At 69.9% G+C, this 23736-nt stretch carries 17 protein-coding genes and 1 pseudogene; 4 read left to right on the forward strand and 14 right to left on the reverse strand.

From position 1 onward, the window contains the following. Window positions 1-217 precede the first annotated feature (217 nt). The 3 genes from OHO83_RS02030 to OHO83_RS02040 form a co-directional block, all read right to left on the reverse strand. Complete coding sequence (locus OHO83_RS02030) at window positions 218-2452, reverse strand: right-handed parallel beta-helix repeat-containing protein (RefSeq protein ID WP_266679539.1); 2235 nt, start codon at window positions 2450-2452, stop codon at window positions 218-220. A gap of 47 nt (window positions 2453-2499) precedes the next feature. Then, window positions 2500-5373 (reverse strand): family 20 glycosylhydrolase, encoded by a 2874-nt coding sequence (locus OHO83_RS02035; RefSeq protein WP_266679538.1) that lies wholly within the window; start codon window positions 5371-5373, stop codon window positions 2500-2502. A gap of 217 nt (window positions 5374-5590) precedes the next feature. Further along, window positions 5591-7429: a flavin-containing monooxygenase gene (locus OHO83_RS02040; RefSeq protein ID WP_266679537.1), complete on the reverse strand. Its 1839-nt coding sequence runs from the start codon at window positions 7427-7429 to the stop codon at window positions 5591-5593. Between the two features lie 184 nt (window positions 7430-7613). On the opposite strand from OHO83_RS02040, the gene OHO83_RS02045 reads away from it, so the two are divergent. Beyond that, window positions 7614-8675: an SDR family NAD(P)-dependent oxidoreductase gene (locus tag OHO83_RS02045; protein ID WP_266679535.1), complete on the forward strand. Its 1062-nt coding sequence runs from the start codon at window positions 7614-7616 to the stop codon at window positions 8673-8675. 141 nt (window positions 8676-8816) lie between these two features. After that, window positions 8817-9857: an SMP-30/gluconolactonase/LRE family protein gene (locus OHO83_RS02050; RefSeq protein ID WP_405633989.1), complete on the forward strand. Its 1041-nt coding sequence runs from the start codon at window positions 8817-8819 to the stop codon at window positions 9855-9857. Window positions 9858-9860: 3 nt separating this feature from the next. On the opposite strand, the gene OHO83_RS02055 is transcribed toward OHO83_RS02050, so the two are convergent. Then, on the reverse strand, window positions 9861-10463 hold the full coding sequence (locus OHO83_RS02055; protein WP_266680278.1) for a TetR/AcrR family transcriptional regulator: 603 nt from the start codon (window positions 10461-10463) through the stop codon (window positions 9861-9863). Between the two features lie 225 nt (window positions 10464-10688). Next, window positions 10689-10946: a hypothetical protein gene (locus OHO83_RS02060; RefSeq protein WP_330278503.1), complete on the reverse strand. Its 258-nt coding sequence runs from the start codon at window positions 10944-10946 to the stop codon at window positions 10689-10691. Between the two features lie 1092 nt (window positions 10947-12038). On the opposite strand from OHO83_RS02060, the gene OHO83_RS02065 reads away from it, so the two are divergent. Next, window positions 12039-13088: a YncE family protein gene (locus OHO83_RS02065; RefSeq protein WP_330278504.1), complete on the forward strand. Its 1050-nt coding sequence runs from the start codon at window positions 12039-12041 to the stop codon at window positions 13086-13088. 313 nt (window positions 13089-13401) lie between these two features. Here the strand turns inward: OHO83_RS02065 and OHO83_RS02070 are convergent, their stop codons facing one another. The 4 genes and pseudogenes from OHO83_RS02070 to OHO83_RS02085 all read right to left on the reverse strand — a co-directional run bounded on the left by OHO83_RS02070 (window position 13402) and on the right by OHO83_RS02085 (window position 17767). After that, window positions 13402-14523, reverse strand: coding sequence for a DmpA family aminopeptidase (locus OHO83_RS02070; RefSeq protein ID WP_266679527.1), 1122 nt, complete (start codon window positions 14521-14523; stop codon window positions 13402-13404). 5 nt (window positions 14524-14528) lie between these two features. Next, window positions 14529-15308, reverse strand: a pseudogene (locus OHO83_RS02075) (GntR family transcriptional regulator). Then, entirely contained in the window at window positions 15302-17404 is a 2103-nt protein-coding gene (locus OHO83_RS02080; protein ID WP_266679525.1) for a SpoIIE family protein phosphatase, read from the reverse strand. Before OHO83_RS02080 ends, OHO83_RS02075 begins: the two are co-directional and overlap by 7 nt. Window positions 17405-17428: 24 nt before the next feature. Further along, the gene (locus OHO83_RS02085; protein WP_330278505.1) at window positions 17429-17767 is read right to left on the reverse strand and encodes a hypothetical protein; all 339 of its coding nucleotides are present in this window, start codon (window positions 17765-17767) and stop codon (window positions 17429-17431) included. Window positions 17768-18320: 553 nt separating this feature from the next. Here OHO83_RS02085 and OHO83_RS02090 point away from each other — a divergent pair. Continuing rightward, window positions 18321-18980, forward strand: a complete 660-nt coding sequence (locus tag OHO83_RS02090) for a YceI family protein (protein ID WP_330278506.1) — start codon at window positions 18321-18323, stop codon at window positions 18978-18980. 460 nt (window positions 18981-19440) lie between these two features. Here OHO83_RS02090 and OHO83_RS02095 read toward each other — a convergent pair whose 3' ends face one another. From OHO83_RS02095 to OHO83_RS02115, 5 genes are all read right to left on the reverse strand, one after another. Next, window positions 19441-19782 carry a hypothetical protein gene (locus OHO83_RS02095; RefSeq protein WP_330278507.1) on the reverse strand — a complete coding sequence of 114 codons (342 nt, stop codon included), beginning with the start codon at window positions 19780-19782 and terminating at the stop codon, window positions 19441-19443. Window positions 19783-19819: 37 nt separating this feature from the next. Continuing rightward, window positions 19820-20590: a class I SAM-dependent methyltransferase gene (locus OHO83_RS02100; protein WP_266679517.1), complete on the reverse strand. Its 771-nt coding sequence runs from the start codon at window positions 20588-20590 to the stop codon at window positions 19820-19822. A gap of 181 nt (window positions 20591-20771) precedes the next feature. Then, complete coding sequence (locus OHO83_RS02105; RefSeq protein WP_330278508.1) at window positions 20772-21359, reverse strand: molybdopterin-dependent oxidoreductase; 588 nt, start codon at window positions 21357-21359, stop codon at window positions 20772-20774. Between the two features lie 554 nt (window positions 21360-21913). Then, window positions 21914-22993 (reverse strand): endonuclease/exonuclease/phosphatase family protein, encoded by a 1080-nt coding sequence (locus OHO83_RS02110; RefSeq protein WP_405603508.1) that lies wholly within the window; start codon window positions 22991-22993, stop codon window positions 21914-21916. Between the two features lie 23 nt (window positions 22994-23016). Further along, window positions 23017-23724, reverse strand: coding sequence for a M15 family metallopeptidase (locus tag OHO83_RS02115; RefSeq protein WP_330278509.1), 708 nt, complete (start codon window positions 23722-23724; stop codon window positions 23017-23019). Window positions 23725-23736: the final 12 nt, after the last annotated feature.

A 23736-nucleotide genomic window follows, 5' to 3' on the forward strand; every position in this document is an offset into this window, starting at 1 on the left:
CAGAGCCCTTCGGGTTGTTGTCCCCACGCAGGCGTTGCGTGTCCTTCGTCCTGACGCACAGCCGACCCGTCCCGCCCCGCACGCCCGGCGATCGAGGCGATCGACGAGGACGACAAGTCGGGGATACGTGGAACTCGGGGCTGAGCGACACCTGGTGGCCCGCCCCGCCCCGAGCCCCTGCCCCACCCCCACCCTCAGGCCACGTTCCGGGTGGCTGTCAGGACAGCACGGCCGTGGCGCTACCGGCATGCGTGGTCACCGTCACCCGCACCGGGTCGGCGCCTGCCGGCGGTACGGCGTGGAGTACGCCGTTCGACAGGATGGTGATTCCGGTGGCGGGTACGCCGTCGAAGTCGACCCGCGTGTCAGGGCCGAAGCCATGGCCCGCCACCAGGACTCCCCCGCCGGCCGCCGCCTTGTGCGCGTAGCCGACGCCGGGCGCCGTCGATGTCGTCAGGCGCTGCCAGCCGCCCGTCAGCCCGGCCTGCGCGACGGTGTCGGCGGGCAGGTCGGCGGCGTCCGGTGTGCTGGGGATGGCCCGGTTGCCTTCGATGCGGGTGTCCACCGGTACGGGCGGTGAGCAGTGGAACTCGCCGGTCAGGCCGGACTGCACGTTCCCGACGTAGTCGAGATGGCCGGTGGTCTGGCAGCCGCCCTGCGCCTGTTTGGCACCCCACTCCAGATTGCCGGTCCAGTTCAGCCACTGTGCCCCGGCGTCGTCGTACCAGGTGAAGTTGACGTTGCCCTGGTCGTAGGCGACATTGTCCGCCACGGTCAGGCCGTGCGCGATGCTCGCGGCCCGGTCGACCGAACCACCGGCCGCCTCGATGGTCTGGCCCTGATGCCCCTCGACGTACACCGCGCCGCCGTCCTTGAGGACCTGCATGTAACGGTGGATCAGGTTGTGGCTGATGGTGTTGTCGCTGTTGATGTTGGTGGAGTTCTCAGGGTGCGCGGCGTTGTCGACGTGGCCCTGGATGACTCCTGCGGAGATGCCTGTGTAGGGCAGGTCGCGCAGTTCGTTGTGGGTGACGAGGGTGTGCTGGGTGAAGAAGAGCGTGATGCCGGCCGCGCTCGGGTAGTCGGCACCGGCATGATGGATGAGGTTGTTCGCCAGGGTGTTGCCCGAGTTGATCTCGCGGTCGTCGGCGCCGGCGTCGGAGGGGTGGGGGTCGGTGGTGCTGCCGAGGATGATGCCGTTCCCCGAGATGTCGGCGAAGGTGTTGCCTTCGACGGTGTTGTCACGGCTGCCGTGTTCCAGGACGAGTCCGGCCGCGCCGAGATGGGTGAAGGTGTTGCCGCGCAGGACGATGTTGTGGGCGGCGGTGAACTGCACATTGCCGGGTTGGCGGGTGAGCGCGCCGAACGGGCAGGTGCCCGGTGGCGTGCCGAAGGTGCAGGTGCCCTGCGGCCGGGCGGGGTCGTCGCCGGTGAGTCGCAAGTTGTCCTGTACGTCGGCGAATCCGGCGGGGCTGCTCGGCTCCAGCCAGGTCGCGTACGCGAAGTCGAGGCCGGAGAAGGTGAGGTTGCGTACCGGTGCGTCGAGCGTGCCCGTGCCCTTCACCAGGGTGCTCAGGCGCGGCACCTCCACGTCGAGGGACTTGATGTCGGTACCGGTGGCGGGGATGTAGTCGAGGACGCCGCGCTCCTGGTCCACGTACCACTGACCGGGATGCAGGAACGGGTAGGCGTTCTCGATGCGGGTCGGCGCCGTTCCCGCCTTCATCGAGGGCAGGGAGCCCGACGCCTGGGTGAATGTCGGCCGCTTCGTGACGTTGCCCCAACAGGGCTGCTGCATCAGCAGAGTTGGGCTTTGGGCCGATTCGATGCGGCAGCGTGACTGGGTCCAGGGTCCGTTGCCGCCGGTGTAGACGAACTCGACCCTGCGCAGTGCGTCCGCACCGACGGCGGCGAGAAGGTCCGGTCCCCAGGTGGCGGGTGTGGTGGTGTAGCCGCCGCTCGACGCCGCGAAGGAGAGATTCAGTTCGCCCGGGGTCGCCTGGGAAATGGGCGCGCGCTTGCCGTCGACGTAGACCTGACGAGTGTCGAGGCCTTTGGGCAGCGGGGCCTCCCAGATGTTCTTGTCCTTGTCGTGCAGCGTCCAGTGTGTGACCTTGAGCGCGCCGCTGAGCACCGGATGCGCACCGCGCGCCGCCGTCCACGTGACCCGGTGGGCGCCGCGGCCGGAGTCCTCGGGTCCGAACTCCAGTGGCTTGTCGAGGCGGTATGTCCCGTCGGCCAGTTCCACCACGACGTCGCGTGCCCGTCCCGACGGGTTCAGATGGCGCACCCGGTCCTTGGCGCCCTCCACCGAACACGGATGCCCGGACGAGCATGCCTTGCCGCCGCCGTCGGGAGCGGCATGCAGCACGACGGCAGGCGGTTCACCGGCCGTGGCGGCCCCTGCGGGAAGCAGGACGCTCGCGAGGGCCGCGGCGACGGCCAGGGGCACAACGGCCCTTCCTTGTCTCAGACTTGGCATGAGCCGGCGGTGGCGCATCAGGAGGTCCCCTGTCGGTCGGTGGCGAGGGCGAACACGTGGATCAGCGGGGTCTTGGCGCCGAGGTACCCCGACGCGGCGGGCAGTGTGACGGAGACAAGGCGCTTGGCCGGGTCGGCGTCGATGTGGACGGCGTACAACTGCGCTCTACGGATGGTCTGGGCACGGCCGCTGCCGTTGACCTTTCCCGCGTCGGCGGCGATCACGGCGGTGGCCGCAACCGTCGCGGCGCTCCAGTCGGGCACGGTGACCTCGCTGGTGGCGGTGGTGCCGTCGGCGTAGGTGAGCGTGACGTCGCCCGTGATTCCCGCGGACGTCCCGTACGTTCCGGTGACCAGGAGGCCGACGCGGGCCGCATGGCCGGTGAGCGGGATGCGCTGACCGTCGGCCACGGCGTTGTCCCGGTCGGTGGCGGCGGGCGACGGCAGGGGGAAGGTGAACCCGTCCGCCGAGACCGTGCTGCCCCGCTCGACGCCCGCCGCCGCGAGGCCGTCGGCGGACAGGCTCGACTGCGCGCCGTCGATGTCGCCGGGCTGCGGATTGCCGTCCTGCGTGATGCCGATGTTGTCGTAGGCCTCGGTCAGGTCCCGCAGCGGCACGGCTGACAGCGCTGAGCCGCGCACTCTCCGGCCGCCCTCGTCGACGGCGAAGTCGGCTGTCGCCGCGAGACGGTAAGGGCCGGCGTGCGCGGCCTCGTCGGGCGTGACGGTGAACCTGACGGTGCGACTCTGACGCGGCGGGACGGTGACGTGCCGCGTCGGAATCGCGTGCGTCAGGGCGGTGTTGTCGCGTGTGTGCCGGGCGGTCAGGCGTACCTCGGCGTGGGGTAGGGCCCGGCCTGTCGTGTTCGTCACCTCGGCCTCGACGACGGTGCGGTGCCCCCGCGACAGGTCGCGCGGTGCGCTCACCGTGACGCGTACGTCCTGCGGAGCGGCGAGCACCTCCAGTTCGGCCAGGGCGGGCTTGGCCTTCGCGGCGCCGACGAGGCGCACCCACCGGTAGGCGTGCGCGGTGTCCACGGGCAGCGTCTGCCAGTCGCGGGTCGGCGTCCACTCCACGCTCGTCAGCGTCGTGCACCCACTGTCGGGCCCGGCGGAGCAGCCCTCGATCCTGGCTCCCACCAGCGAGGAGAGGTCGGCCGTCGACGTGCTGCGGGGCAGCAGCCGCACGGCGGCCGGGCGAACCGCGCCGTGTTCTCCGAGATCGAGTCCGACAGCCGCCCCCGCGGTGGCCGCGGCGAACGCGGTCGCCGGGTCGCCGTCCGCGGCGTCAGCCGCACCGTCGGGGCCGTACGCCGTGGCGCTCACCGGCCGGGAGTCGGGGTCCGTCTGCTCGGGGACGCCGGGAGCGGTCCCGACGGTGTCGGCCGTCCTCTCGTAGTCGAGGTAGCTCGCGAGGCGCGCGCTGCCCCACGCTGTGGAGGCGAGGATCTGCAGCGGACGCCGCAGGTACGTCAGAGAGTACGCTTCCGGCGCCGTGTACTGGCGGTCGCCCCACTGCGCCATCTCCAGGCCCTGAACCCGGTCCGAGGTACTCACGGCATACGTGCGGTAGAGCGCGTCGTCGTCCGGGATGTACTGGCCGTTGGCCGTACCCGGCATGGCCTTGGGGACGACGTACAGGCGCGAGAACTCGTTGCTCACCACGACGTCGTAGCCCTGGTCGATGAAGGTCTGCTCGTCACCCAGCCACGCCTGGATGCGGATGTCCTTGTCGACGGTGACCGAGCCCGCTCCCCCGGCCTGCGGCCACCACCCCCAGATCTGCATCTTCTTGCCGTGCCGGGCGAGCAGCGCGTTCAGGTGGTTCTCGTACGCGAGGAAGACGTCTTGGGTCCTGGAGTAGCCCTGTGCCTTTGCATACGCGGCGAGTTCGGGGCACTTGTCCTGTGTGGCGGCGCGCGGTGTCTCGTCGCCGCCGAGGTGGATGACCGGTGAGTCGAAGAGGTCCACGATCTTCTCGGCGAGCCCGTCGAGCCAGGCCACGTTCTGCGGCTTGGTGATGTCGACGGTGAACCCGGGGTCGACCCGGGCGGTGTCGATGATCGCGTTCATCGACGCACAGTCCCAGCGCAGGCTCGGACGGTACTTCGACATCGCTGTGGCGTGCCCCGGGATGTCGAACTCCGGGAGCACCGTGACGTGATAGCGGGCCGCATAGTCCTGCACGGCGCGGAGATCGGCGGGGGTGTACGACTGCGCCGCCGCGAGCCCTTCGTAGCCGGGCAGGTCGAGCCGGAAGAACTCCGAGTCGGTCAGGTGCCAGTGCAGGGTGTTGAACTTCATCCAGGCCAGCTGACGAATCGTCTGCTGGATGGACTCCACGGACCAGTAGGTGCGCGCGGTGTCGATCATCAGTCCTCGAGTCCGCTGCGCGGGGGTGTCGCGGGTGGCACCGACCGGAAGCGAGGCATGGTCATCGGAGGTCTTCAGCATCTGCTCGACCGACTGCTCCGCGTAGAACACCCCGGCCGGCCCGTCACCGGAGAGCCGGACCGAGTTCCGGCTCACGTCGATCCCGAACCCCTCACCGTCGCCGTCGCGCGCCGTGACCTCGATGTCGCCCTTGCGCGCCCCGCCACCGACGACGACCGCCGGTCGCCGGACGCCCAGTGCGGCCAGGTCGTCGGCGAACGTACGCGCATCGGAGACCAGTCGGGAGCCGGGCGCGCCGTCGACGACGATCCGCGACAGCGGGGTCAGCGTGAACTGGCCGCTTCCCGCTGACCAGTTCCGCAGAGGCGGTACCACTGCAGGGGCGGCAGTGACCTGCGCAGGAGCCGCCGCGGAGGCGCTGCCGGGGGCCAACAACGCCCCGATGACCGAGATCGCGGCCGCAGCCGCTCCTATCAACCGACCTGCCCTGCGCGGCACTTGGCCACCTCCGAAGCTCGTGGTGTAGACCACCTGAACTGGAGTGGGAGGTTACTGAGTCAGCCCGGGCGACGCCAGAGCGAGGACAGAGAAACCTCGCCAAGACCTCCGATCAATCACACTGACCGACAGTGACGGACCGAACCGCCGGGCCCTCAGCGGGCGGTCGGGGCGGAGCTGCGGCGAGAGCGCCCGCCGCCCCTACCGCAGCGATACCTCAGACCGAGCCCGTGGCCTGAATCTTGGGCTTGACCTTGGGCTTGGCCCGTAGGACCTCGGCGATGTTCTCCTCGCGCCAGCGCCGCAGAAGGCCGTGGAAGGCGACGGCGCCGTGTGGGTAGGCAGTCGGACCGTTGGGGCGGCCTCTGCCCTCTCGGTTGTAGTAGCCGGGGGTGCACTCGGCGTGGAACCATTCGTGGTCGGGGGCACCCTTGGTGCAGACGTCGATCCAGGCGGCCTCGGCGTCGGAGGTGGGCTCCACGACGGCGTTCTTCTCCTCCGCGGCGGCGACCAGGGCGGCGGCGTGCACGGCCTGTTCGTCGAGGATGTGCGTGAAGTTCACGCTGCTGGCGTTCTGCAGCGAGCCCATCTGGATCAGGTTCGGGAACCCGTTACTGGTGAAGCCGTGCAAGGTACGTGGGCCGTGCTGCGCCCGCGCGTGCAGGAGCTGCACTCCGCCGCGGCCGGTCACGGGCAGCTCCCCTGAGGTGATGCCGGAAACGCCCACGGAGAATCCGGTCGCGAACACCACGCAGTCGACCTCGTACTCCACCCCTCCGACGACGACGCCGCGCTTCGTCATGTGCTCGATGCCATGGGTGTCGGCGGTGTCCACGAGTGTGACGTTGTCCCGGTTGAACGCGAGGAGGTACTTGTCGGAGAACGTGGGGCGTTTGCACGCGTACCGGTACCAGGGCTGGAGGGCCGAGGCCGTGGCGGGGTCGGTGACCTCGGCGGCCACACGCTCGCGAACCTGGTTCATCGTGGCGTGGTCGGCGGACTCGTAGGCGGCCTCGAAGTCCGGCTCGCCGTCGCGGCGGAAGCTCGGCAGGAGCTTCTCGAGCAGAGCGGCCGACGCCGTCCAGCGGTCGGCGACCAGGTCCTGCTCGGCACCCTCACCGGAGGCTATCCGCAGGAAGTTGTCCCGGCGCTCGGCCGCCCATCCCTGGCGGTCCGCGCCGACGTCCTGAGGCGTCATGCGCCGCTGGCCGCGCACATCCACGGTGGACGGGGTGCGCTGGAAGACGTACAGGTGCCCGGCGTCCTCGGCCAGCATGGGGATGACCTGCACGCCCGTGGCACCGGTACCGACGACGGCGACCCTCTTGCCTGCCAGGCCCGTCATGCCTCCCTCGGGACTGCCGCCGGTGTACCCGTAGTCCCAGCGGGAGGTGTGGAAGGTGTGTCCCCGGTAGTCCTCGATGCCGGGGATGCCCGGCAGCTTGGGCTCCGTCAGCGTGCCGGTGGCCGTGATGACGTAGGTGGCGCGGAACGTGTCGCCGCGGTCGGTGGCGACCACCCACTGCTGGGCGGTCTCGTCCCAGGCCAGGGAGGTGACGGCGGTGGAGAAGAGTGCGTCCTCGTACAGGCCGAACTGCTCGGCGATACGCACCGCGTGACGGCGGATCTCCTCTCCCGGCGCGTACTTCCACTCGGGCACGTAGCCGGTCTCGTCGAGCAGCGGCAGGTAGACGTGCGACTCGATGTCGCAGTGGATGCCCGGGTAGCGGTTCCAGTACCAAGTACCCCCGAAGTCACCGCCCTTGTCGATGACCCGCACCTTCGCCACGCCCTGCCCGCGCAGGCGTGCGCCGGCCAGGATCCCGCCGAACCCGCCACCGACGATCGCGACGTCCACCACGTCGTGCAGCGGCTCGCGCTCCGTCACGCCATGGACGTACGGATCGGCGGCGAAGTACCCGAACTCCGCTGCCGTGGCCCGGTATTGGCCCGGGCCTTCGGGGCGCACGCGGCGCTCACGTTCGACGCGGTAGCGCTCGCGCAGGTCGGCGGTCTCCTGCGGGGTGGGCGGGGTGTCGCACTGCGGCAGGGGCATGAGGCGGGTTCCTCTCGTGGGGGGAGGTGTGCTGGTCGCCGCGGGGGTTGGGGCGGTGGCCCTCGCGGGGCGTCCCGCGCGGTCACCGGTACCGTAACCCAAGAACCGGACAACACTGTCCGGTTGCGATGCGGGGCCTGCCTCACACGGCCCCGCCGGAGCGCCACGACACGAAGGGCCCGCGATGTCGAACCTCACCCCCAATTCCCCGCTGCGCGACTGGCTGTCGGACCCTGCCGCCGGGCAGGTCCTGCGCGGTCTTGTGGCCTCCCAGGGGCAGAGCGAGCAGGCCCTGGCCCCCGCCCTCGGCCTGCCGTTGGAGCAGCTCGTGAAGATGTCCGGCGGGAAGTTCCCGTCGGAGCTCGTGGACGTGCTGGTCACCGCCGCCGAGACCGGCCGGGTCCCCGAGGGCCTGCCCACCGCTCCCCCGACCGACACCGCAGCGGCCGCGGAGCCCGACCTGGGCGTCGAGATAGGCGCCCCCGAGCCCTGGACCGAACAGATCACGCCCGGTCGCTTCAGCGGCCAGACCGTCGTCGTCACCGGGGCCGCCTCCGGCATCGGAAAGGCCGTCGCCTCGCGCATCGTGCGAGAGGGCGGCCGCGTGATCGCCGTCGACGTCTCCGCCGACGGCCTCGCGGCCCTTGCCGCCGACCTGGGCGAGGCGGTCGTGCCCCTCACCGCCGACATCACCGTGCCCGCGTCCGCCGACTCCGTCCTGGCTGCCGTCGGCGGTCGCGTGGATGCCCTGGCGAACGTCGCCGGCGTCATGGACGACGACGCCGCAGTGCACGAGGTCGACGACACCATCTGGGATCGCGTCATGCGCATCAACGTCGACGGCCCCATGCGCCTGATGCGCGCCGTCGTGCCGGGCATGCTCGCCGCCGGCGGAGGCCGCATCGTCAACATCGTCTCCGAGGCCGCCCTGCGCGGCTCGGCCGCCGGCGCCGCCTACACCACCTCCAAGCACGCCTTGGTGGGCCTGACGAAATCGTCGGCCTACCAGTACGCGGGCACCGGCGTGCAGGTCAACGCCGTCGCCCCGGGCGCGGTGGCCACCGGAATCCACGTCCCCGCCGCCGCCCCGTACGGCTCGGCCCGCACCGCGAAGATGCGCGTCGCGATCCCCGGCCTCGCCATGGCCGAGGAGCTGGCCGCGTCGATCACGTTCCTGCTCAGCAAGGACGCGGTGAACCTCAACGGCGCGATCCTGCCCTCCGACGGCGGCTGGTCGGCCGCCTGACAGCTGCCCGGTCAGAGCCTCGGTGCCGAACATCCCGATGGGAAGACCCAGTTGCCGAACTCCCCCGCCCCGGCCGGGAGTACGTCTCCTGCACGTCACGACGTCCGGACATCCGGGCGACAGGAAGGAGCACATCACCGTATGACCATGTTCCGTACGCCCCGTGCCTTGGCGGGTCTGGCCGTCCTCGGCCTCCTGGCCCTGACCGGGTGCGGCACCCAGACTGCCGGCCACACCGCCACCCCGGCCTCGAAACCCGCGTCGTCCGGCGAGGGCAGAAGCATCCGGGCCACCCAGCTCGCGCACGTGACCGACGTGCACGAGGCCACCGGCATGACCCTGCTTGAGGGCCCGGTCCTGATCGGGGACGGCAGCCTGTACGTCGTCGACGTCACGGCACCTCCGGGCGAGCCCAAGCTCATCTCCGTCGATGTGGTCACCGGCAAGCACGAAGGCGTCTACACCGACAAGACCGGCGCCTACACCTCCGCGCAGATCAGTCCGCACGACCACCGCGTGTACCTGACCGACTTCGCCACCGGTTCGATCGTCAGCGTCGCGCAGGACGGCTCGCGGCCGCGCACGTTCTTCTCGGGTGACGTCGACGGCTCCAGAATGACGCCGGACGACATCGCCTTCGACGACGAGGGCAACGTGTACGTGAGCGACGCGCACGGCACGGAGCCGGACGAGACCGACGGCCGCATCGTGCGCATCGACCGTGACGGCACGAAGACCACCGTCCTCGCCGACGGGCTCGCCCAGCCCAACGGAGTGATGTTCGATCCCGAACTGCGCGGCCTCTGGATCAGCGAGCTCTCCGAGGACACCGTCTCCTACCTGCTGCTCGACGCCGACAAGACCGCGGTGACCTCCCAGCACGAAGCCATCCACGTCGACGGCGGCCTGGCCCAGACCGACTCCATCGCCGTGGACGCCGACGGCAACCTCTACCAGGCGCTGCACGGCCGGCCCGCCATCGCCGTGTACAGCGAGTACGGAGCGCGTCTGGCCACTGTCGAGGTTCCCGCCGCGAAATCCGAGGGTCTGAAGTCGGCGACCAACGTCGCGATCGCTCCGGGAGACACGAAGGCCTACATGACCGTCAGCGGCCCCGCCGGCGGGTACGTCTTCGGGTTCACCGCACTGGCCAAGGGCATCCGCCAGTCCAACGGCGGATGACGGTCACACGTCGACGACCTCCTCGCAGGGTCGCAGCGGCCCCACCTCGACGCCGAGCAGTTGCCAGGCAGCCAGGGCGACGCGCTCCCGTTCCGCCGGGGTGGGGCCGGCGACGGCGCCGGAGACCATCGCGACGGCGAGCATGACGTCGTCGGCGGACAGCCGATGCCTGGCAGGCAGACACCGGGCCAGGACACCGCGGACGCGCTCGGACAGCGCGCGGGCCTGCTCGCCGTCGCCGCGCACACGCAACAGGTCGACGAACGCCGTCGAGCGGGTCAGGTGCCAAGTGACCACGCCCAGAACACCCTTGAGACTCGCGCCCGGCTCGGCGCCGGCCCGCTCGATCTGCTGGACGTTCTCGTCCAGAACGGCGGAGGCCAATGCGAAACGGTCGGCGAAGTGCCGGTAGAGACTGCCCTGCCCCACCCCCGCGCGGCGAGCGACGGCGGACAACGGGGCGTTCAGGCCCTGCTCGGCGAAGACCTCGCGGGCGGCGGCGATGAGAGCGGCCCGGTTGCGGGCCGCGACCCGCCGCCCCTGGTTGGCCGGGCGGCCCTGGCCGGCAGCTCCGCCGCGGTCGGAACCCGCGCGGCCGCCGCGCACCACGGCCGAGCCCCGCGTTGCCGGCTGCGGGTCCTGTGGCTCGCTGGGATTCGTCACACCGGCAGCGTAGTACGAGCGCAGGGCGCACCGGCCCGACAGCTCATCTGCCGCCACCCGGCTTTTCGCAGATCAGAGGGCGTCCGCGTCGGAAGACACCCGAACTGCGCCGGGCCTGGCCCCACTCCACCGGGTCGCCGCCGTCGTGCGGCGAAGGAAGCCGCCGCGTCAGCTCTGTGCGGCGGACACCGTCCACAGGTTGGTCTTCCCGAGGACGGCCTGCATCGCGAACGTGTTGTCGTAGGGGATCTCGGCTTCGTCGGTGATCTCCTCGACATCCAGCACCTCGCCGTTGGTGAAGGTGCCCGCTGCGATCCAGTACTGGGGATGCGGCGTGAAGACCAGCTTCGCTCCTGGGACCGCCTGCGCCGCGAAGACGGGAGCGCCGTCCATGCCGATCCCGACCGAGGCGGTGTCGTCCGGCACGCTGGCCAGGACCTGGATGCCGAGGCCACCCAGGGGGTGCCACCACCGGAGGCGGGCACGAACCCGTAGTTCCCGTTGTCGAAGTCGAAGCCGGTCTGGTTCCGGAGCTGGTCGTCGGGGTCGGCCGCCGCCTGCTCCCAGTCCATGAACGGGATGCCGCTCATGAGCGGGCCGGTCACCCCCCATACGAAGCTGCAGTCCATGGACCACGTAAAGGTCACCGTGCGGCCCGGAAGGGCGGGCGCGACCAGCCAGGCGAGCGACTGCGCGGTCGGGACGCCGAGGCCGACCGCTTTCTGGAACAGGCAGATGTCCTGGAACTGCGTCGAGTTGTTCGTGGCTGTCAGGGTGTACTGCGTCGCCGCGGCGGCACGCGGTGTGCCGACGGCGGCGGGCACGGCCAGGGCGCCGGCGCACACGGCGCCGCCGACGAGGAACCTCCGCCGGGAGAGTGCGGAATCCTGCTGGCGAGGTGGCACGCCCGCCTCCTTCGATGGATCGCCGGCGCCGCGGTCGGCGCGAAGCGCGCTGAAGTCCACTCCCAGACTGGCTGCCGGAACCGGACCGCGACCGGTGTACCGAGTACCGCTCGGCCGGACGGTCGCGCGTCTTCACCCGTCCGTGGATCCGTCCGCGGAAACCAAGGCCGGCCGACAGCGGTCCGAACCTTTCTCATCAGCTCCCGCCACCCCTCGATTAATCCGAAAGCACATCAATATCGCGCGGCCCTGCGCTGCCGCATAGAGGAATGCTGACCACCTCGCCTGCCCCCAACTCGACTTCAGCGCAGAATAGTTGAGCCTTTTGGTGTATCAAATGCCATAGACGGCGGTCCCCGTTTTCCATTTCCACTTCCCTTTCTACTTCCATCGGGCAGCGTTCACTCGTTCGAGTGGGGCACAGGAAAGGCTCTCGGGTTGAAATCTTCAACCGCCTTAATCTCCAAAGGCACCATAAATGTTCCAGACCATGCCACCACTGATTTCCATTTGATTGGGTCAGATCTCACCGGTGGACGGGAAATGCCTGCGGGCGAGTTTCTCTTTGCAGCCGACAGCCTTTCCCCACTGCGCATGAAGGGAAGTACTGCGTATGGAGCGGACATCGCTGGTCGAGCTGCCTCGCCGGCACCGGCCAGAAGTACAGAAGGCACACCAGGGGGTGGCCCGGCTGCTTTCGCACGTGCGGATGTGGATGCTCGCGTTGGTCGTGGCGACGGCCGGCGGAGTTCCGCCGGCCGCGGTGGCCACCCCTGCGGCCGCCCGTGCCGCGGTCGACACGATCCCGGTCGGCGACAACCCACTTGGCGTGACGGTGAGCCCGCTGGGGAACCGCGTGTACGTGGCCAACGCAGGTGACGACTCGGTGTCGGTGATCGGCAGGCCCAGCAACACAGTGCTCGCGACCATCCCGGTCGGCGACTCCCCGGCCGGGGTGACTGTGGGCGGGCTCGGGACCCTCCTCTACGTGACCAACCAGGGTTCGGACTCGGTGTCGGTGATCAGCACCCTCACCAACAGGGTGGTCACGACGATTACGGTCGGCGACACCCCGCGAGGAGTCGCCGTGGGCGGGCTCGGTACTCGCCTCTACGTGGTCAACGCGGACTCGGACACGGTGTCGGTGATCAACACCCTCACCAACACGGTGATCGCAACCATCCCGGTCGGCGACACCCCGGCGGGGGCGGCGATGGGCCGGGCCGGAACCCGCCTCTACGTGACCAACGCGAGCTCGGACACGGTCTCGGTGATCAACACCCTCACCAACACGGTGATCGCGACCGTCCCGGTGGGCCACAACCCACTTGGCGTGACGGTGAGCCGGGACGGAACTCGTCTCTACGCAGGGAACCTTCTTGGGAACTCGGTGTCGGTGATCAACACGATCACCAACTCCGTGGTCACGACCGTCCCGGCCGCTGACGGTCCGGGCGCGGTGACGGCAAGCCCCACCAAGAACCGCCTCTACGTGGTCCACGGGGGCTCGGGCACGGTGACGGAGATCGACTCGGACACCTACGCGGTGATCAGGACCGTCCCCGTCGGCGACAGCCCGGGTGGGGTGGCGGTGAGCCCGGACGGCAAGAGCGTCTACGTCACCAGCCAGAACGATGACACGGTGACGGCAATCGCCACGTAGCCTGCGCACTTCAGTTACGGCTGCGTCCGGGGCATGAACAGGAAGACAAAGAAGCTGCTTTCCGAGCCGGACACTGGAACTTGCCCCATGTCGGATCAACCGTCATCACAACGAGACGGTCAGTCCGGCATGGGGCAACGCCACAACGGCCTCCGGACGTCACAGGCGCCGAAGGTGCGGCGCTGCCCTGCATCGAGTTGCTCCGGGCGAGGCCGGTCCCGGTGTACCCACAGATCACCGCGAACACGGCCCCCAGGGAGAAGAGGAAGACGTACGGCGCGCTGTTGTGGCGAAGGTGTGGTGCGTAGTGCGGCTACGGCGTGTGCGTCGGGGTCTCCGGCGTACGGCGACGTTCGGGGCTCGCGAGGTGAGCGACACGGTCCGCGGGAAGGGCGGGGGCGTGGTGGCCCCGTACCCCGGTCACCGGATGTGCGGCGAACAGGGCCCCGAGGACGGCTTCTTCGGTGGCCTCGGCAGCGGCCCGGAAGAACAGGTCCATGAGCGGTCCGTCCTCGGCCAGTGCCGAGGACGCGCGGATCGCATCCGAGGGCCGGTGCGGGATGCGGTGTGTCGTCGACCAGGCCAGCGCGTATTCGCCGCTGCCGTGCTGGACGATGCCACCGGTACGGGCCAGTCCGACCGTGGCACGCTTCGCGATGCGGCGCAGTTGGCGGGCGTCGGCCGGGGCGTCCGTGGCGAGCAGGACGACACACGAACCGGCGCCGCGTGCGAACTCTGCCTGTTCTTCCGCCTGTTGTGGGGTGAGGGACCGGCCCACCGGCGTGCCGAGCACGGTCAGGTCCTCGGCCACGCCGAAGTTGGCGAGGACCAGGGCGCCCAGGGTGAAGCATGAGCCGTCGCCCGCCTCCACGACACGGGAACTGGAGCCGATGCCGGCTTTCCAGCCGAAGGCCACCATCCCGGTGCCCGCGCCCACCGCCCCTTCGGGTACAGGACCGTCGGACGCCGCCCGCAGCGCCTCCAGAACATGCTGCGGGCGCACGTGCAGGCCCCGGATGTCGTTGAGCCAGCCGTCGTTGCACTCGAAGACCGCCGGGTTGACGGTGCCTGTGGAGACTCCGATCTCGGGGTGCTCGTCCAGCGAATGCCGGGCCAGCCCCTCGAAGGCGGCGCCGACACCGAGTGTGTTCGTGAGCGCCAATGGTGTCTCCAGGACACCGAGTTCGGCGATCTGGCTCAGGCCCGCGGCCTTCCCGAATCCGTTGACGACCTCCAGGCCGGCAGCCGGCTTCTCGCGGAACGCGGAGCCGGTCGCCGGGACGACGACCGTCACCCCGGTACGCACCGGGAGCTCCGCGTCGTCGTGATCGAGCGTCAGGTGTCCGACGCGGACGCCCGGTACATCGGTGAGGGAGTTCCACTGCCCGGGAGTCAGCACCCCTGGGGCGATGCCCAGGTCGCGAGGTCGAGACATACGCTTCACGGTACGGTGCGTTCCGTGCTGCGCGGCCCAGGAGCCTGCCCGCGGACATCCTCGGACTGCGCTGCGTGCATGTTCTGCAGCAACTGGATCTCCATCATGGCGAGATGAGCCTTCATCAGGCTCACCGCGAGATCCGCGTCGCCGTCCGCGACCGCCTCCGTCATCGCTTCGTGGTCCGCCAGCGAGGTCTTCGTGTGAGCGGTTCGTGAAGTGAGGCCGCTGCGCGGGACGATGACCTACTGCTGCACCAGCCACGCCTGCTCCGCGTCGCGCGGGCTGTGCGCCGTTTCCATCAGCGAGCGGTGGAAGTCCAGGTCCAGGTCGTACGGCAGTTTGCGCCCCGTCTCGCGGGCCTTGCGGGAACGCTCGCACACCTTGCGCAGGCGGGTCACCTCCTGCGGCCGGCGGTGGAGCGCCGCCATGCGTGCGGCCGCGCATTCGAGGGCCGAGCGCAGTTCGAAGTGCGACGCCACGTCCTCGGAGCGGGCGGCGAAGACCACAGCGCCCTTGTTGGGAACGTGGACGAGGAGGCCCTCGCTCACGAGCTGCCCGATGGCTTCGCGCAGCGGGCCGCGACTGATGCCCGGATCGCGGGCGATCTCCACCTCGTCGAGGCGGGAGCCGGGCGGTAGCGCGCCGGTGAGGATCTGCTCGCGCAGCATCCCCCCGGCTTGTCCCGCCAGACCGCGGTGGACCAGTCCGGTCACGGGAACCTCCAAGCGGCGAAGGGCCGGTGGCATGCGCCGGCCGGCCCGATGACGGGGCTGCTTCACCATGGCGATGCAGCCCCGTCATCGGGCCGGCCGGGAAGGGACTGCTGCGACCAGACCGTCTTGCCGCGTGCGGCGTAGCGCGTGCCCCAGCGGTGGCTCATGCTCATCACGAGATACAGCCCTCGGCCGCCCTCGTCGGTGTCGTGGGCACGGCGCATGTGTGGCGAGGTGTTGCTTCCGTCGGTGACCTCGCACGTGAGATGCCGGTCCCGGATGAGCCGGAGACTCACCGGGCCCTCGCCGTATCGGATGGCATTCGTCACCAGCTCACTGATGATCAGTTCCGTTTGGAACGCCATGTCCTCCAGCCCCCAGGCAGCCAGCTGTCGTCCGGCGAGAGACCTCGCCGCGCCGACCACCGAGGGGTCGGACGGCAGGTCCCAGTGAGCCGCCTGGTCATCCGACAGGCCGCGGGCGCGTGCCAGGAGCATCACGGCGTCGTCGTCGGCCTGATCGTCGGCCAGGGCATGGGCGACGGCATCGGCCGTCTCGGACAGTGCGCGGTCCTGGTGGGTGAGAACCCGTCGGAGCGTGTCGGCCGCCTCCTCGCTGCCCGCGAGCAGTCCGTCGGTGTACAGGCAGAGGACGGCGCCGTCGTCGAGGCTGTGCGTGGCTGTCTCGTACGTGCCGTGGGCCGTGCCGAGCGCGGGGCCCGTGTCGACGTCCACGGTGGCGACTTCTCCTTCCGGCGAGACGAGCAGCGGGGCGGGGTGCCCGGCGGAGGCGAGGGTCAGGCGGCGCTTCACCGGGTCGTAAACGGCGTACGCGCAGGTGGCCACCCGTCCGCCGGCAGGGATGGCGCCATCGTGGCCCAACTCGTCGGCGATGTTCTCACTGGCGAGCCGGGCAGCGATCTCGTCGATATGGGTCAGCAACTCGTCCGGCTCCAGGTCGAGTTCGGCGAGCGTGCGCAAGGCGGTACGGAGGCGCCCCATCATGGCGGCGACCTCGATCCCGTGTCCGACGACCTCGCCGACGACGAGTCCGACCCGGGCTCCGGACAGTTCGATCACGTCGAACCAGTCCCCGCCCGCTCTCACGGGCAGGTACAGATGCGCCGTCTCGACGGTGGTCAGTTCCGGCGTACGGCTCGGCAGCAAATGCCGCTGGAGGGCCGTGGCCGTGTTCCGCTCCCGTGCGTAGCTCGACGCGTGGTCGATGCCGAGGGCAGCCCGGGAGGCGACCTGCACCACCAGATCGAGATCCTGCTGGGTGTACGGCTGGGGCCGCTCCGAGCGGTAGAGCGTGACGACACCGAGCACGGCATCGGGTACGACGAGGGGCACCGCCATCAGCGAGTGGACGCCCGCGGTGGGGAGTGCGCGGGCGTGCTCGGACAGCTCGGGGGGCCAGACCCCCTCGGTGTCCAGCCGCGAGACCAGGCGGGGCGTGGTGTCCTCGAGGCTCCGCGTGAAGGGGGTGGCGAGGGGCAGGGTCTCAAGAATCCTGTCTCGTTCGGCGGCATGTGCGTCGGGCCCGTTCAAATAGGCCGCCCGCCGCAGCGGTTCTCCGGCCTCGGCCGGTTCCCCACGGTGAGGCTCACCACGCAGTACCGCATCCAGGATGTGCACCGTCACCGCGTCGGCGAGGGCCGGCACCAGCACGCCCGCCAGTTCACGGGCCGTCGTCGTCGCGTCCAGCGTCGTGCCGACGGTCCGGCGAGTGTCGTAGAGGAGATCGAGCCGCGCCCGGGCCGCCTCACGTTCGGTCACGTCCTCGACCGCCATCAGCACACCGGGCTGCCCGTCAGCCGCGTCGTCCACGCGGAACATGGACACCGAGACCGTCAGGTCCTCGTCCGGTCGAGTGGCCGGCGTGCCCTTCAAGGTGTGCCGCAGCACGGACTGACCGGTGCGGAGCGTCTCCCGAACGAGGACACCGAGCTCCGTGGTGTCGAAGCCCGAACTCACCTCTTCGAGCGTCCGCCCGAGTACCCGCTCGGCGGCCATGCCGCGCAGCCCACGGGACGATGTGTTGTAGCGACGCACGCGCAGGTGTTCGTCGAGAAGGAAGAGGCCGAGCGGTGCCTGCGTGAACAAGGCCTCCAGCACGGCCGAGTCCGATGCTCTCGTGCCGAGGTAGGGGTCGGCGTCCGCCACGTGCGTCCCTTCTGTCCGGTTGTTTCAGCCCGGTTGAGTGGCTGTGCGCGGCGGCTCGTGTACGTGCCCGGCGAGGGCTTCGGGCGGCGATGGGTACATGCCCGGGACAGGCAGGAAGGCGCCTGAGACCGCTCCGGTGATTCGGCGGCCGAGGTGGACGGAGCAGCTCGCGTCGTTGTCGACGCTGACGAGAGTGTCCGGCGGTCCGGCGGGCGCGTCCGCGCGGCTCAAGACGCTGAACGGGGCCGCGGGAAGCGCTGAGGTCCCTGTGCAGGTGGACCACGCGGCCTGCCCCAGGTCGAGGCCGAGGGGGAAGCCGTCCAGGAACGGCTCGACCGCCGCTCCCCTGACTTCTTCGGCCATGCGCGCACCGCCTTCCTCGGACTCCCGTCCGCGCCATCCTCACCCCACCGGCCTCGCCCCGCCACCCGCGACCGGCCCCTCTCGACACGGTCGAGCACGGGCATCCGGCGGGACACCGAGGCGGGCCCGGTTCCGGGAGACCGCGCCGTGAGGGGTACACGAGCAGGGACCGTGCCGCGTCTTGACACCGACCACGACAACGGGTCGGAGCGAGCCTTCCACCTCCACTCGGACCGACGCCGCCTCACAGAGCAACCGAAGCCTGCACCCGAACCGTGCTGGAAACCGCCCCTGTTCACGAGATCGGGCCACGAACGGCGACCACCGAGTGCCTCACGAACGCCGACTCCGCCACCTGACCGCATCACACAGTGACTCTGTGTGAACACATATCGCCCGACAGTGCATCCACACTCATGACGATCCTGGGTCGATCCTGTGCATCTTTGCAGGCCGCGCCAGAGATTTCGGACGAGGCCACCCATCTCGCTGCCCAGCCCATCCTGACCCCGTGATAACACGTAGTAATCACATTCGAGGAGGCTACGACCGCATGGGTATCTTCAGCCGTCGCCAGAGCGCGACCATCGAGCCGACGCCTGCTGCCGGCCCCCGTACGCCCTTCCCGGGCGCCGAGACCACCGGCGCCGCGCTCGATCCCGCCCTTCGCGCACTGACCGGGCAATGGACCATCGACCGCCCGCACAGCCGCATCGGCTTCTCCGTACGACACGCCATGGTCACCACTGTGCGCGGCGCCTTCGCCGACTACGACAGCACCCTGTACTTCGACGGAGCCTGCCCCTCCCAGTCCCGGGCCGAAATCACCATCCGGGTCGCCAGCGTCGACACCGGCGTCGAACAGCGCGACGCCCACCTCATCGGCACCGACTTCTTCGACGCTCGCCGCTTCCCGGAGATGACCTTCCGCAGCACCTCCGCCACCCATGAAGGCGGAGAGAGCTTCCGCATGACGGGCGACCTGACCATCCGCCAAGTCACCCGCCCCGTCGAACTCCAACTCGACTACCTCGGCTCGGTAGTCGACCCCTTCGGCTACGAACGAGCCGGATTCGACGCCACCACCACCATCGACCGCACCCAATGGGGCCTCGTCTACAACCAACGCCTCGAGGCCGGCGGGACCATGGTGAGTGAGAAGGTCCGGCTGCAGTTCGACATCTCCGCGATCCGCGCCACCCCCCTCGCATAGCTGCACCACGCTGCACGAAAGGGCCCCGCTCCCCCACCACCACAGGTGGGAGGGCGACAAGCCCGAGGACCGTGGGGCGCGACCAACTGCCGGGCGGTCGCGCCTTCCTGGACGATCCCGCAGTCATCGGTCCGCCTGGGTAAGCCGGCCGGACACGGCACAGCGCCTGATCCGGCGCGCCGCGTGGCCGGCAATCCCCCGGTGAGCACGAACGCCGCAGCAACCATGCCTTCGCCCTGTGGATGCCTGCCCAACGCCGAAATCCTTCCCGCTACTCGGTTGGGCACCTGCCGGTTTCCCCACGCCGCTCGGCGACGCCGCCCGGCTCGGGAGCGTCCCCCGGATCCTGCGTGGCCTCTTGATGTGTTATCGGCTGGTGGTGAGGCGATCGGAGGGGACCGGGACCCTGGCCCGGTCCCGATCGGTGTGGTGTCCGGACGCACGCCCAGCAGACTTTCCGTCAGGTGAGGTCTTCCTGGTCGGCGATGATGTCGGTCTCGTACTGGTCGATGATGTGTTGTGGGGTGCGGCTGGTGTGGTGGGCGAGGTCGTTGATGGCGGTGGTGGCCCAGTTCGCCACCGACAGCGCCAAGGCCATCAACTGGTCATCGCCGTACGTACCTTTGACGCCCAGCAGGTAGGCGAGGCTGAGATACGGAACCAGTCGGGGTTCGCTCGCGTGGCCGGTGCCGGCGCGGAGCATCTCGATGGTGGTCCGGGTCGCTTGCTCGTGTTCCGGCAGCAGGCGCTGTCGCTCGACCTGCACATGGGCGATCATCTGGCGGCGTGCGAGCGGATCCACCCTGCGCCCCTTTCTGCGGGAGGTGTCGCTGGCGCGGTCATGGGGTGGCGCGCAGCAGGACAAGGGACCCGCTGTAGCTCGGGCGGCTGCGCAGGTGACCGAAGGCCTCGTCCCAGGTTCCCGAGCCCAGGGCGCGGCGCAGCGAGGTGTCGAAGTCCTGCCGGGCCCGGTCGTCGACGAAACTCCAGGCCGAGCAGGCTTGACGCGCCGCGGGGTCGAGGAGCATTTCGGGGCGGCCGTAGTACGCCTCGTTGAAGCCGTCGGTGCAGTCCAGCGGGATGGGGACGGGCTGGATCGTGGTGGTTCCGCCGAGCGCGGCCGTGAGCCGGTCCAGCGGCGGGTATCGGCGCGCCTCGGTGTCCAGGACATCGGGGGCGTACTCGTAGAGCCAGAAGTCGCGTACGCGCGCGGGGTCGCAGGTCAGGACGGCGACGGGGCCGCGGGTGACGCGTCGCATCTCGCGCAGCCCGGCCTCGACGTCGGACCACTGGTGAACGCTGAAGAGAGTCATCGCCGCGTCGAACTGCCCTTCCGCGAAGGGGAGGCCCTCCGCCACGGCGTCGATGGCAGTGGCGAGTTCGGCCGGGCGCTGGGCCCTCATGGCCAGGGAGGGCTCGACGGCGGTGATGCTGTGCGCGGCACTCTCGTAGGAGCCGGTGCCCGCGCCGACGTTGAGAACGGTGCGCGCATCGCCGAGAGCCTCGGCGATCACGTGGGCGATGCGCTCGTCGGGGCGCCGGTAGGAGGCGTAGAGGGAGCCGATGGCGCTGTAGTCGACATCACCGGCACTTCCGTCGTAGGTGCGCATGACCAAGGGGACCTCGCCTGTGGGCCGGGCCGGGACGGTGAGCGGTCCGCCCCGAACGACGACTCCATTTTGCATCTGCCGCCCTAAATCCCCAAGTCCCCTGCCTTATGCCTGGCGGATCAGCCAAGAAGTGCCGCAAATGCGCGATCGGACTTGGAGGATGTGTCGGCAGGTCGGGCCGTCACGGGTCCTCGTCCTCCTGGTAGGAGTGGCGCCGGCCTGTCCAGGGGTCGGCGATGTTGTGGAAGCCGCGTTCCTCCCAGAAGCCCCGTCGGTCCTGCGTCATGTACTCGATGCCGCGCAGCCACTTCGGGCCTTTGTATCCGTACAGATGCGGCACCACGAGGCGCAGGGGGAAGCCGTGTTCGGCGGTGAGCACCTCATCGTCGTGGTGGGTGGCCATGACGGTGGAGTCGGCAATGAAGTCCTCGAGGCGCAGGTTCGCGCTGTATCCGTATTCGGCCCAAGCCATCACGTGGGACACGCCCTCGGCAGGTGGGGCGAGGTCCAGCAGGATGCGCGCCGGGATCCCGAAGAATGTGTGGCCTGTGGTGCTGGTGCCGGACGCGCAGTGCAGGTCCGCGACCACGGTGGCTTTGGGCAGGGCGGTAACTTCCTCGAAGGTCCAGGAGTGGGCCGCCTTGTTCGCGGTGGCGCCGAAGACCTGGAGGGTCCATCGCTCCGGGCGGAAGCGGGGCACCGGCCCGTAGTGCGAGACGGGCCAGCCTTTGACCAGGCGCTGCCCCGGCGGCAGCATGCCTTTCTCCATGAAACAGCCCCATCGCTTTCGTCGTCCGCAGACGCAAGGTGAAAGCCTAATCCAGGGCCGGACAAGAGATCCAAAATGCGACTGGAGCCTCGCGTGTGCGGCTCGGGAAGGGATGGGTGTCGGCGGCGGTGCGTGGCGCACTCCACGAGCGCCACGCACCACCTCTCCGCGTGCACCGGCCGGGTCCGCGAGAGCCGTTGCGGGCCGTCGGCGTGGAGGGCACTCAGTGCATCAGTGAGCAGTCACAAGATCTACCGGGCGGTGACCCGAAGGACGCGCGGTCACTGAGCGCTTTCCTGGCTGATCACCCAGGTGGGGTGGGTGGTTGAGTGGATGAGTGAGTGAGTGGCGGCGGGCCCGAGGCGGGTCGACGTGCAGGCTGGGGAACTTCACGGGGGCACGGCCCATCTGCCGACCTCCGGGCCGGGCTTCGCGACGGCTTAGCTGTGATCCTGGCCCGTACGGAAGAGATGTCAGTGCCACCGGCCCGGGACGAGAAGGCGCGGGACGCGTTCGCACGTTCTGCGAGGTGTTCACCAGCTGATTGGGGGTGTTCACCAGCTGATTCCGGCTGCCACCGGCCGGTGGTCGCTGCCGGTGGCCGGCAGTACCCAGGAGCTCTGCGGCTCCACGCCGCGGACCAGGATCTGATCGATCCGCGCCACCGGGAACTTCGCCGGCCAGCTGAAGCCGAAGCCGTCCCCCGCCGCGTCCTGGGCCGAGCGCATCTGCGAGGTGACGCCGTCGAACGCGCGGTCGTCCATCGTGCCGTTCAGGTCGCCGAGGAGTACCACCCTGTCAGTGCGCTCGGCGGCGATGGCCTCGCCGAGCGCCTGCGCGCCCGCGTCCCGCTGGCCGGTCGAGAAGCCTGCCCTGGGATTTACCCGTGCGGACCCGAGGTGGGCCACATACACCGCCAGCGGCCCCTGGTCCGTGGCCACCGTGGTCCGCAGCCCGCGGTTGTAAGCCATCTTGACGTCGGCCGACTTGGTGGCCGCCAGCGGCCCTGCGTCCATCTTGACGTCGACCGGCTCGGTGTCCGACAGCGGCAGCTTGCTCCACAGCCCCACCGTGCCCTGCACCGTGTGGTGCGGATACGCCTTGGCCAGCTCCTTCTCGTACGTGCTCCGGGCCTGCGGGGTCAGCTCCTCCAGCGCCAGCACGTCCGCACCGGAGGCGGCCAGGTCCCGGGCGGTGCCGACCGGGTCGGGGTTGTCGGCGCCGACGTTGTGGCTGACCACGGTGAGGTCGCTGTCAGGGTGGGACTTGTCGCTGAGCAGGCCGCCGAAGAGGTTCAGCCACACCGTGACCGGCAGCAGCAGTGCGACCACTGCGGAGGTGGAGCGGCGCCAGAGCGCGCCAGCCAGCAGCACCGGGATGAACAGGCCGAACCACGGCAGGAAGGTCTCCACCAGGCTGCCGAGGTTCCCGATCCGGTTCGGGATCTTGGCGTGCAGCAGCATGCCAAGGCCCAGCAGCAGCGCCAGCGCGGCGAGGACCGGGCCGCGCTTCCAGGGCTCCGGGCTAGAGCCGATGTGGATCGCCCCGCGGATGCGCGCGCGCCAAGTACCGGAGCCGGTCTCCCGGCGGCCGGTGCTGCCCTGTCCGGTCTCCGCCGTGTCCACCTGCACCATCGTCTGTCCTCGCTCGCTGCCGGTCACTGCTGCATCCTCGGGTCCTGGGTGGGATCGGCATACATACGCGGGCAACCGTCATCGATTGCTTCGGGGCGTAGTTCGTAGTGCCAAGGTTCATTCTTGTAGATCCGGCACAGGCCGTACTCGGCACCGTGATCGGAGAGCCACGTCGTCGCATCGGAGTGCCCGATGCCGACCGCGTCCCCCGACACGTGCGGAGACGTCGCCGCGGTGGCCACCCATCGGGCGGCCTCGGCCTCGGACCCGTACTTGGAGACCGCCTCACGAAGAAGCTGACTCTGGTAATTCGGTGACCGCCAGCCGCCGTTGACGACGAACTCGACCCCGTCGTCCGCGGCATCCGTCGCAGCCTGGCGGAGGGCCTTGAGGAGATCGGGATCGAGGTTGGCCACAGCCGGAATCGCGTCGTCGGAGACCGCTACGCCGTCGGGGACGAGACCGGCGGCCTTGCCGAGCGCCTCATGGTCGTCACGACGCGGCGCCTTCGAGGGCGGTACGGCCGCGGAGGACGACGGTGGTGGTACGGCCGACGAGGACTTCGAGGGCGGTTCGGGCGAGGAAGACGAGATGGACGAGGAGGCCGAGGAATTCCGCGGCTGGTGGCCGCAGGCTGCGGCGATCGCTGCCATGACGACCACCGGGTCGACGACGAGGAGCCGCCGAACCCGGCGGGTCGTTGCTTCTGCTGACGGTGGGGGTCGAGTCATGCTGCCAGTCAA

Origin of the sequence: Streptomyces sp. NBC_00569, from assembly GCF_036345255.1 — a bacterium.
GTDB lineage: Bacteria > Actinomycetota > Actinomycetes > Streptomycetales > Streptomycetaceae > Streptomyces.

What these genes read in the sequence shown, in the direction of transcription:
- OHO83_RS02045 (WP_266679535.1), top strand. Translation starts at nt 7,614, where the DNA reads ATGTCGAACCTCACCCCCAATTCCCCGCTGCGCGACTGGCTGTCGGAC.
- OHO83_RS02085 (WP_330278505.1), bottom strand. Translation starts at nt 17,767, where the DNA reads ATGGCCGAAGAAGTCAGGGGAGCGGCGGTCGAGCCGTTCCTGGACGGC.
- OHO83_RS02110 (WP_405603508.1), bottom strand. Translation starts at nt 22,993, where the DNA reads ATGGTGCAGGTGGACACGGCGGAGACCGGACAGGGCAGCACCGGCCGC.
- OHO83_RS02105 (WP_330278508.1), bottom strand. Translation starts at nt 21,359, where the DNA reads ATGGAGAAAGGCATGCTGCCGCCGGGGCAGCGCCTGGTCAAAGGCTGG.
- OHO83_RS02115 (WP_330278509.1), bottom strand. Translation starts at nt 23,724, where the DNA reads ATGACTCGACCCCCACCGTCAGCAGAAGCAACGACCCGCCGGGTTCGG.
- OHO83_RS02070 (WP_266679527.1), bottom strand. Translation starts at nt 14,523, where the DNA reads ATGTCTCGACCTCGCGACCTGGGCATCGCCCCAGGGGTGCTGACTCCC.
- OHO83_RS02090 (WP_330278506.1), top strand. Translation starts at nt 18,321, where the DNA reads ATGGGTATCTTCAGCCGTCGCCAGAGCGCGACCATCGAGCCGACGCCT.
- OHO83_RS02100 (WP_266679517.1), bottom strand. Translation starts at nt 20,590, where the DNA reads ATGCGCACCTACGACGGAAGTGCCGGTGATGTCGACTACAGCGCCATC.
- OHO83_RS02050 (WP_405633989.1), top strand. Translation starts at nt 8,817, where the DNA reads ATGACCATGTTCCGTACGCCCCGTGCCTTGGCGGGTCTGGCCGTCCTC.
- OHO83_RS02065 (WP_330278504.1), top strand. Translation starts at nt 12,039, where the DNA reads ATGGAGCGGACATCGCTGGTCGAGCTGCCTCGCCGGCACCGGCCAGAA.
- OHO83_RS02040 (WP_266679537.1), bottom strand. Translation starts at nt 7,429, where the DNA reads ATGCCCCTGCCGCAGTGCGACACCCCGCCCACCCCGCAGGAGACCGCC.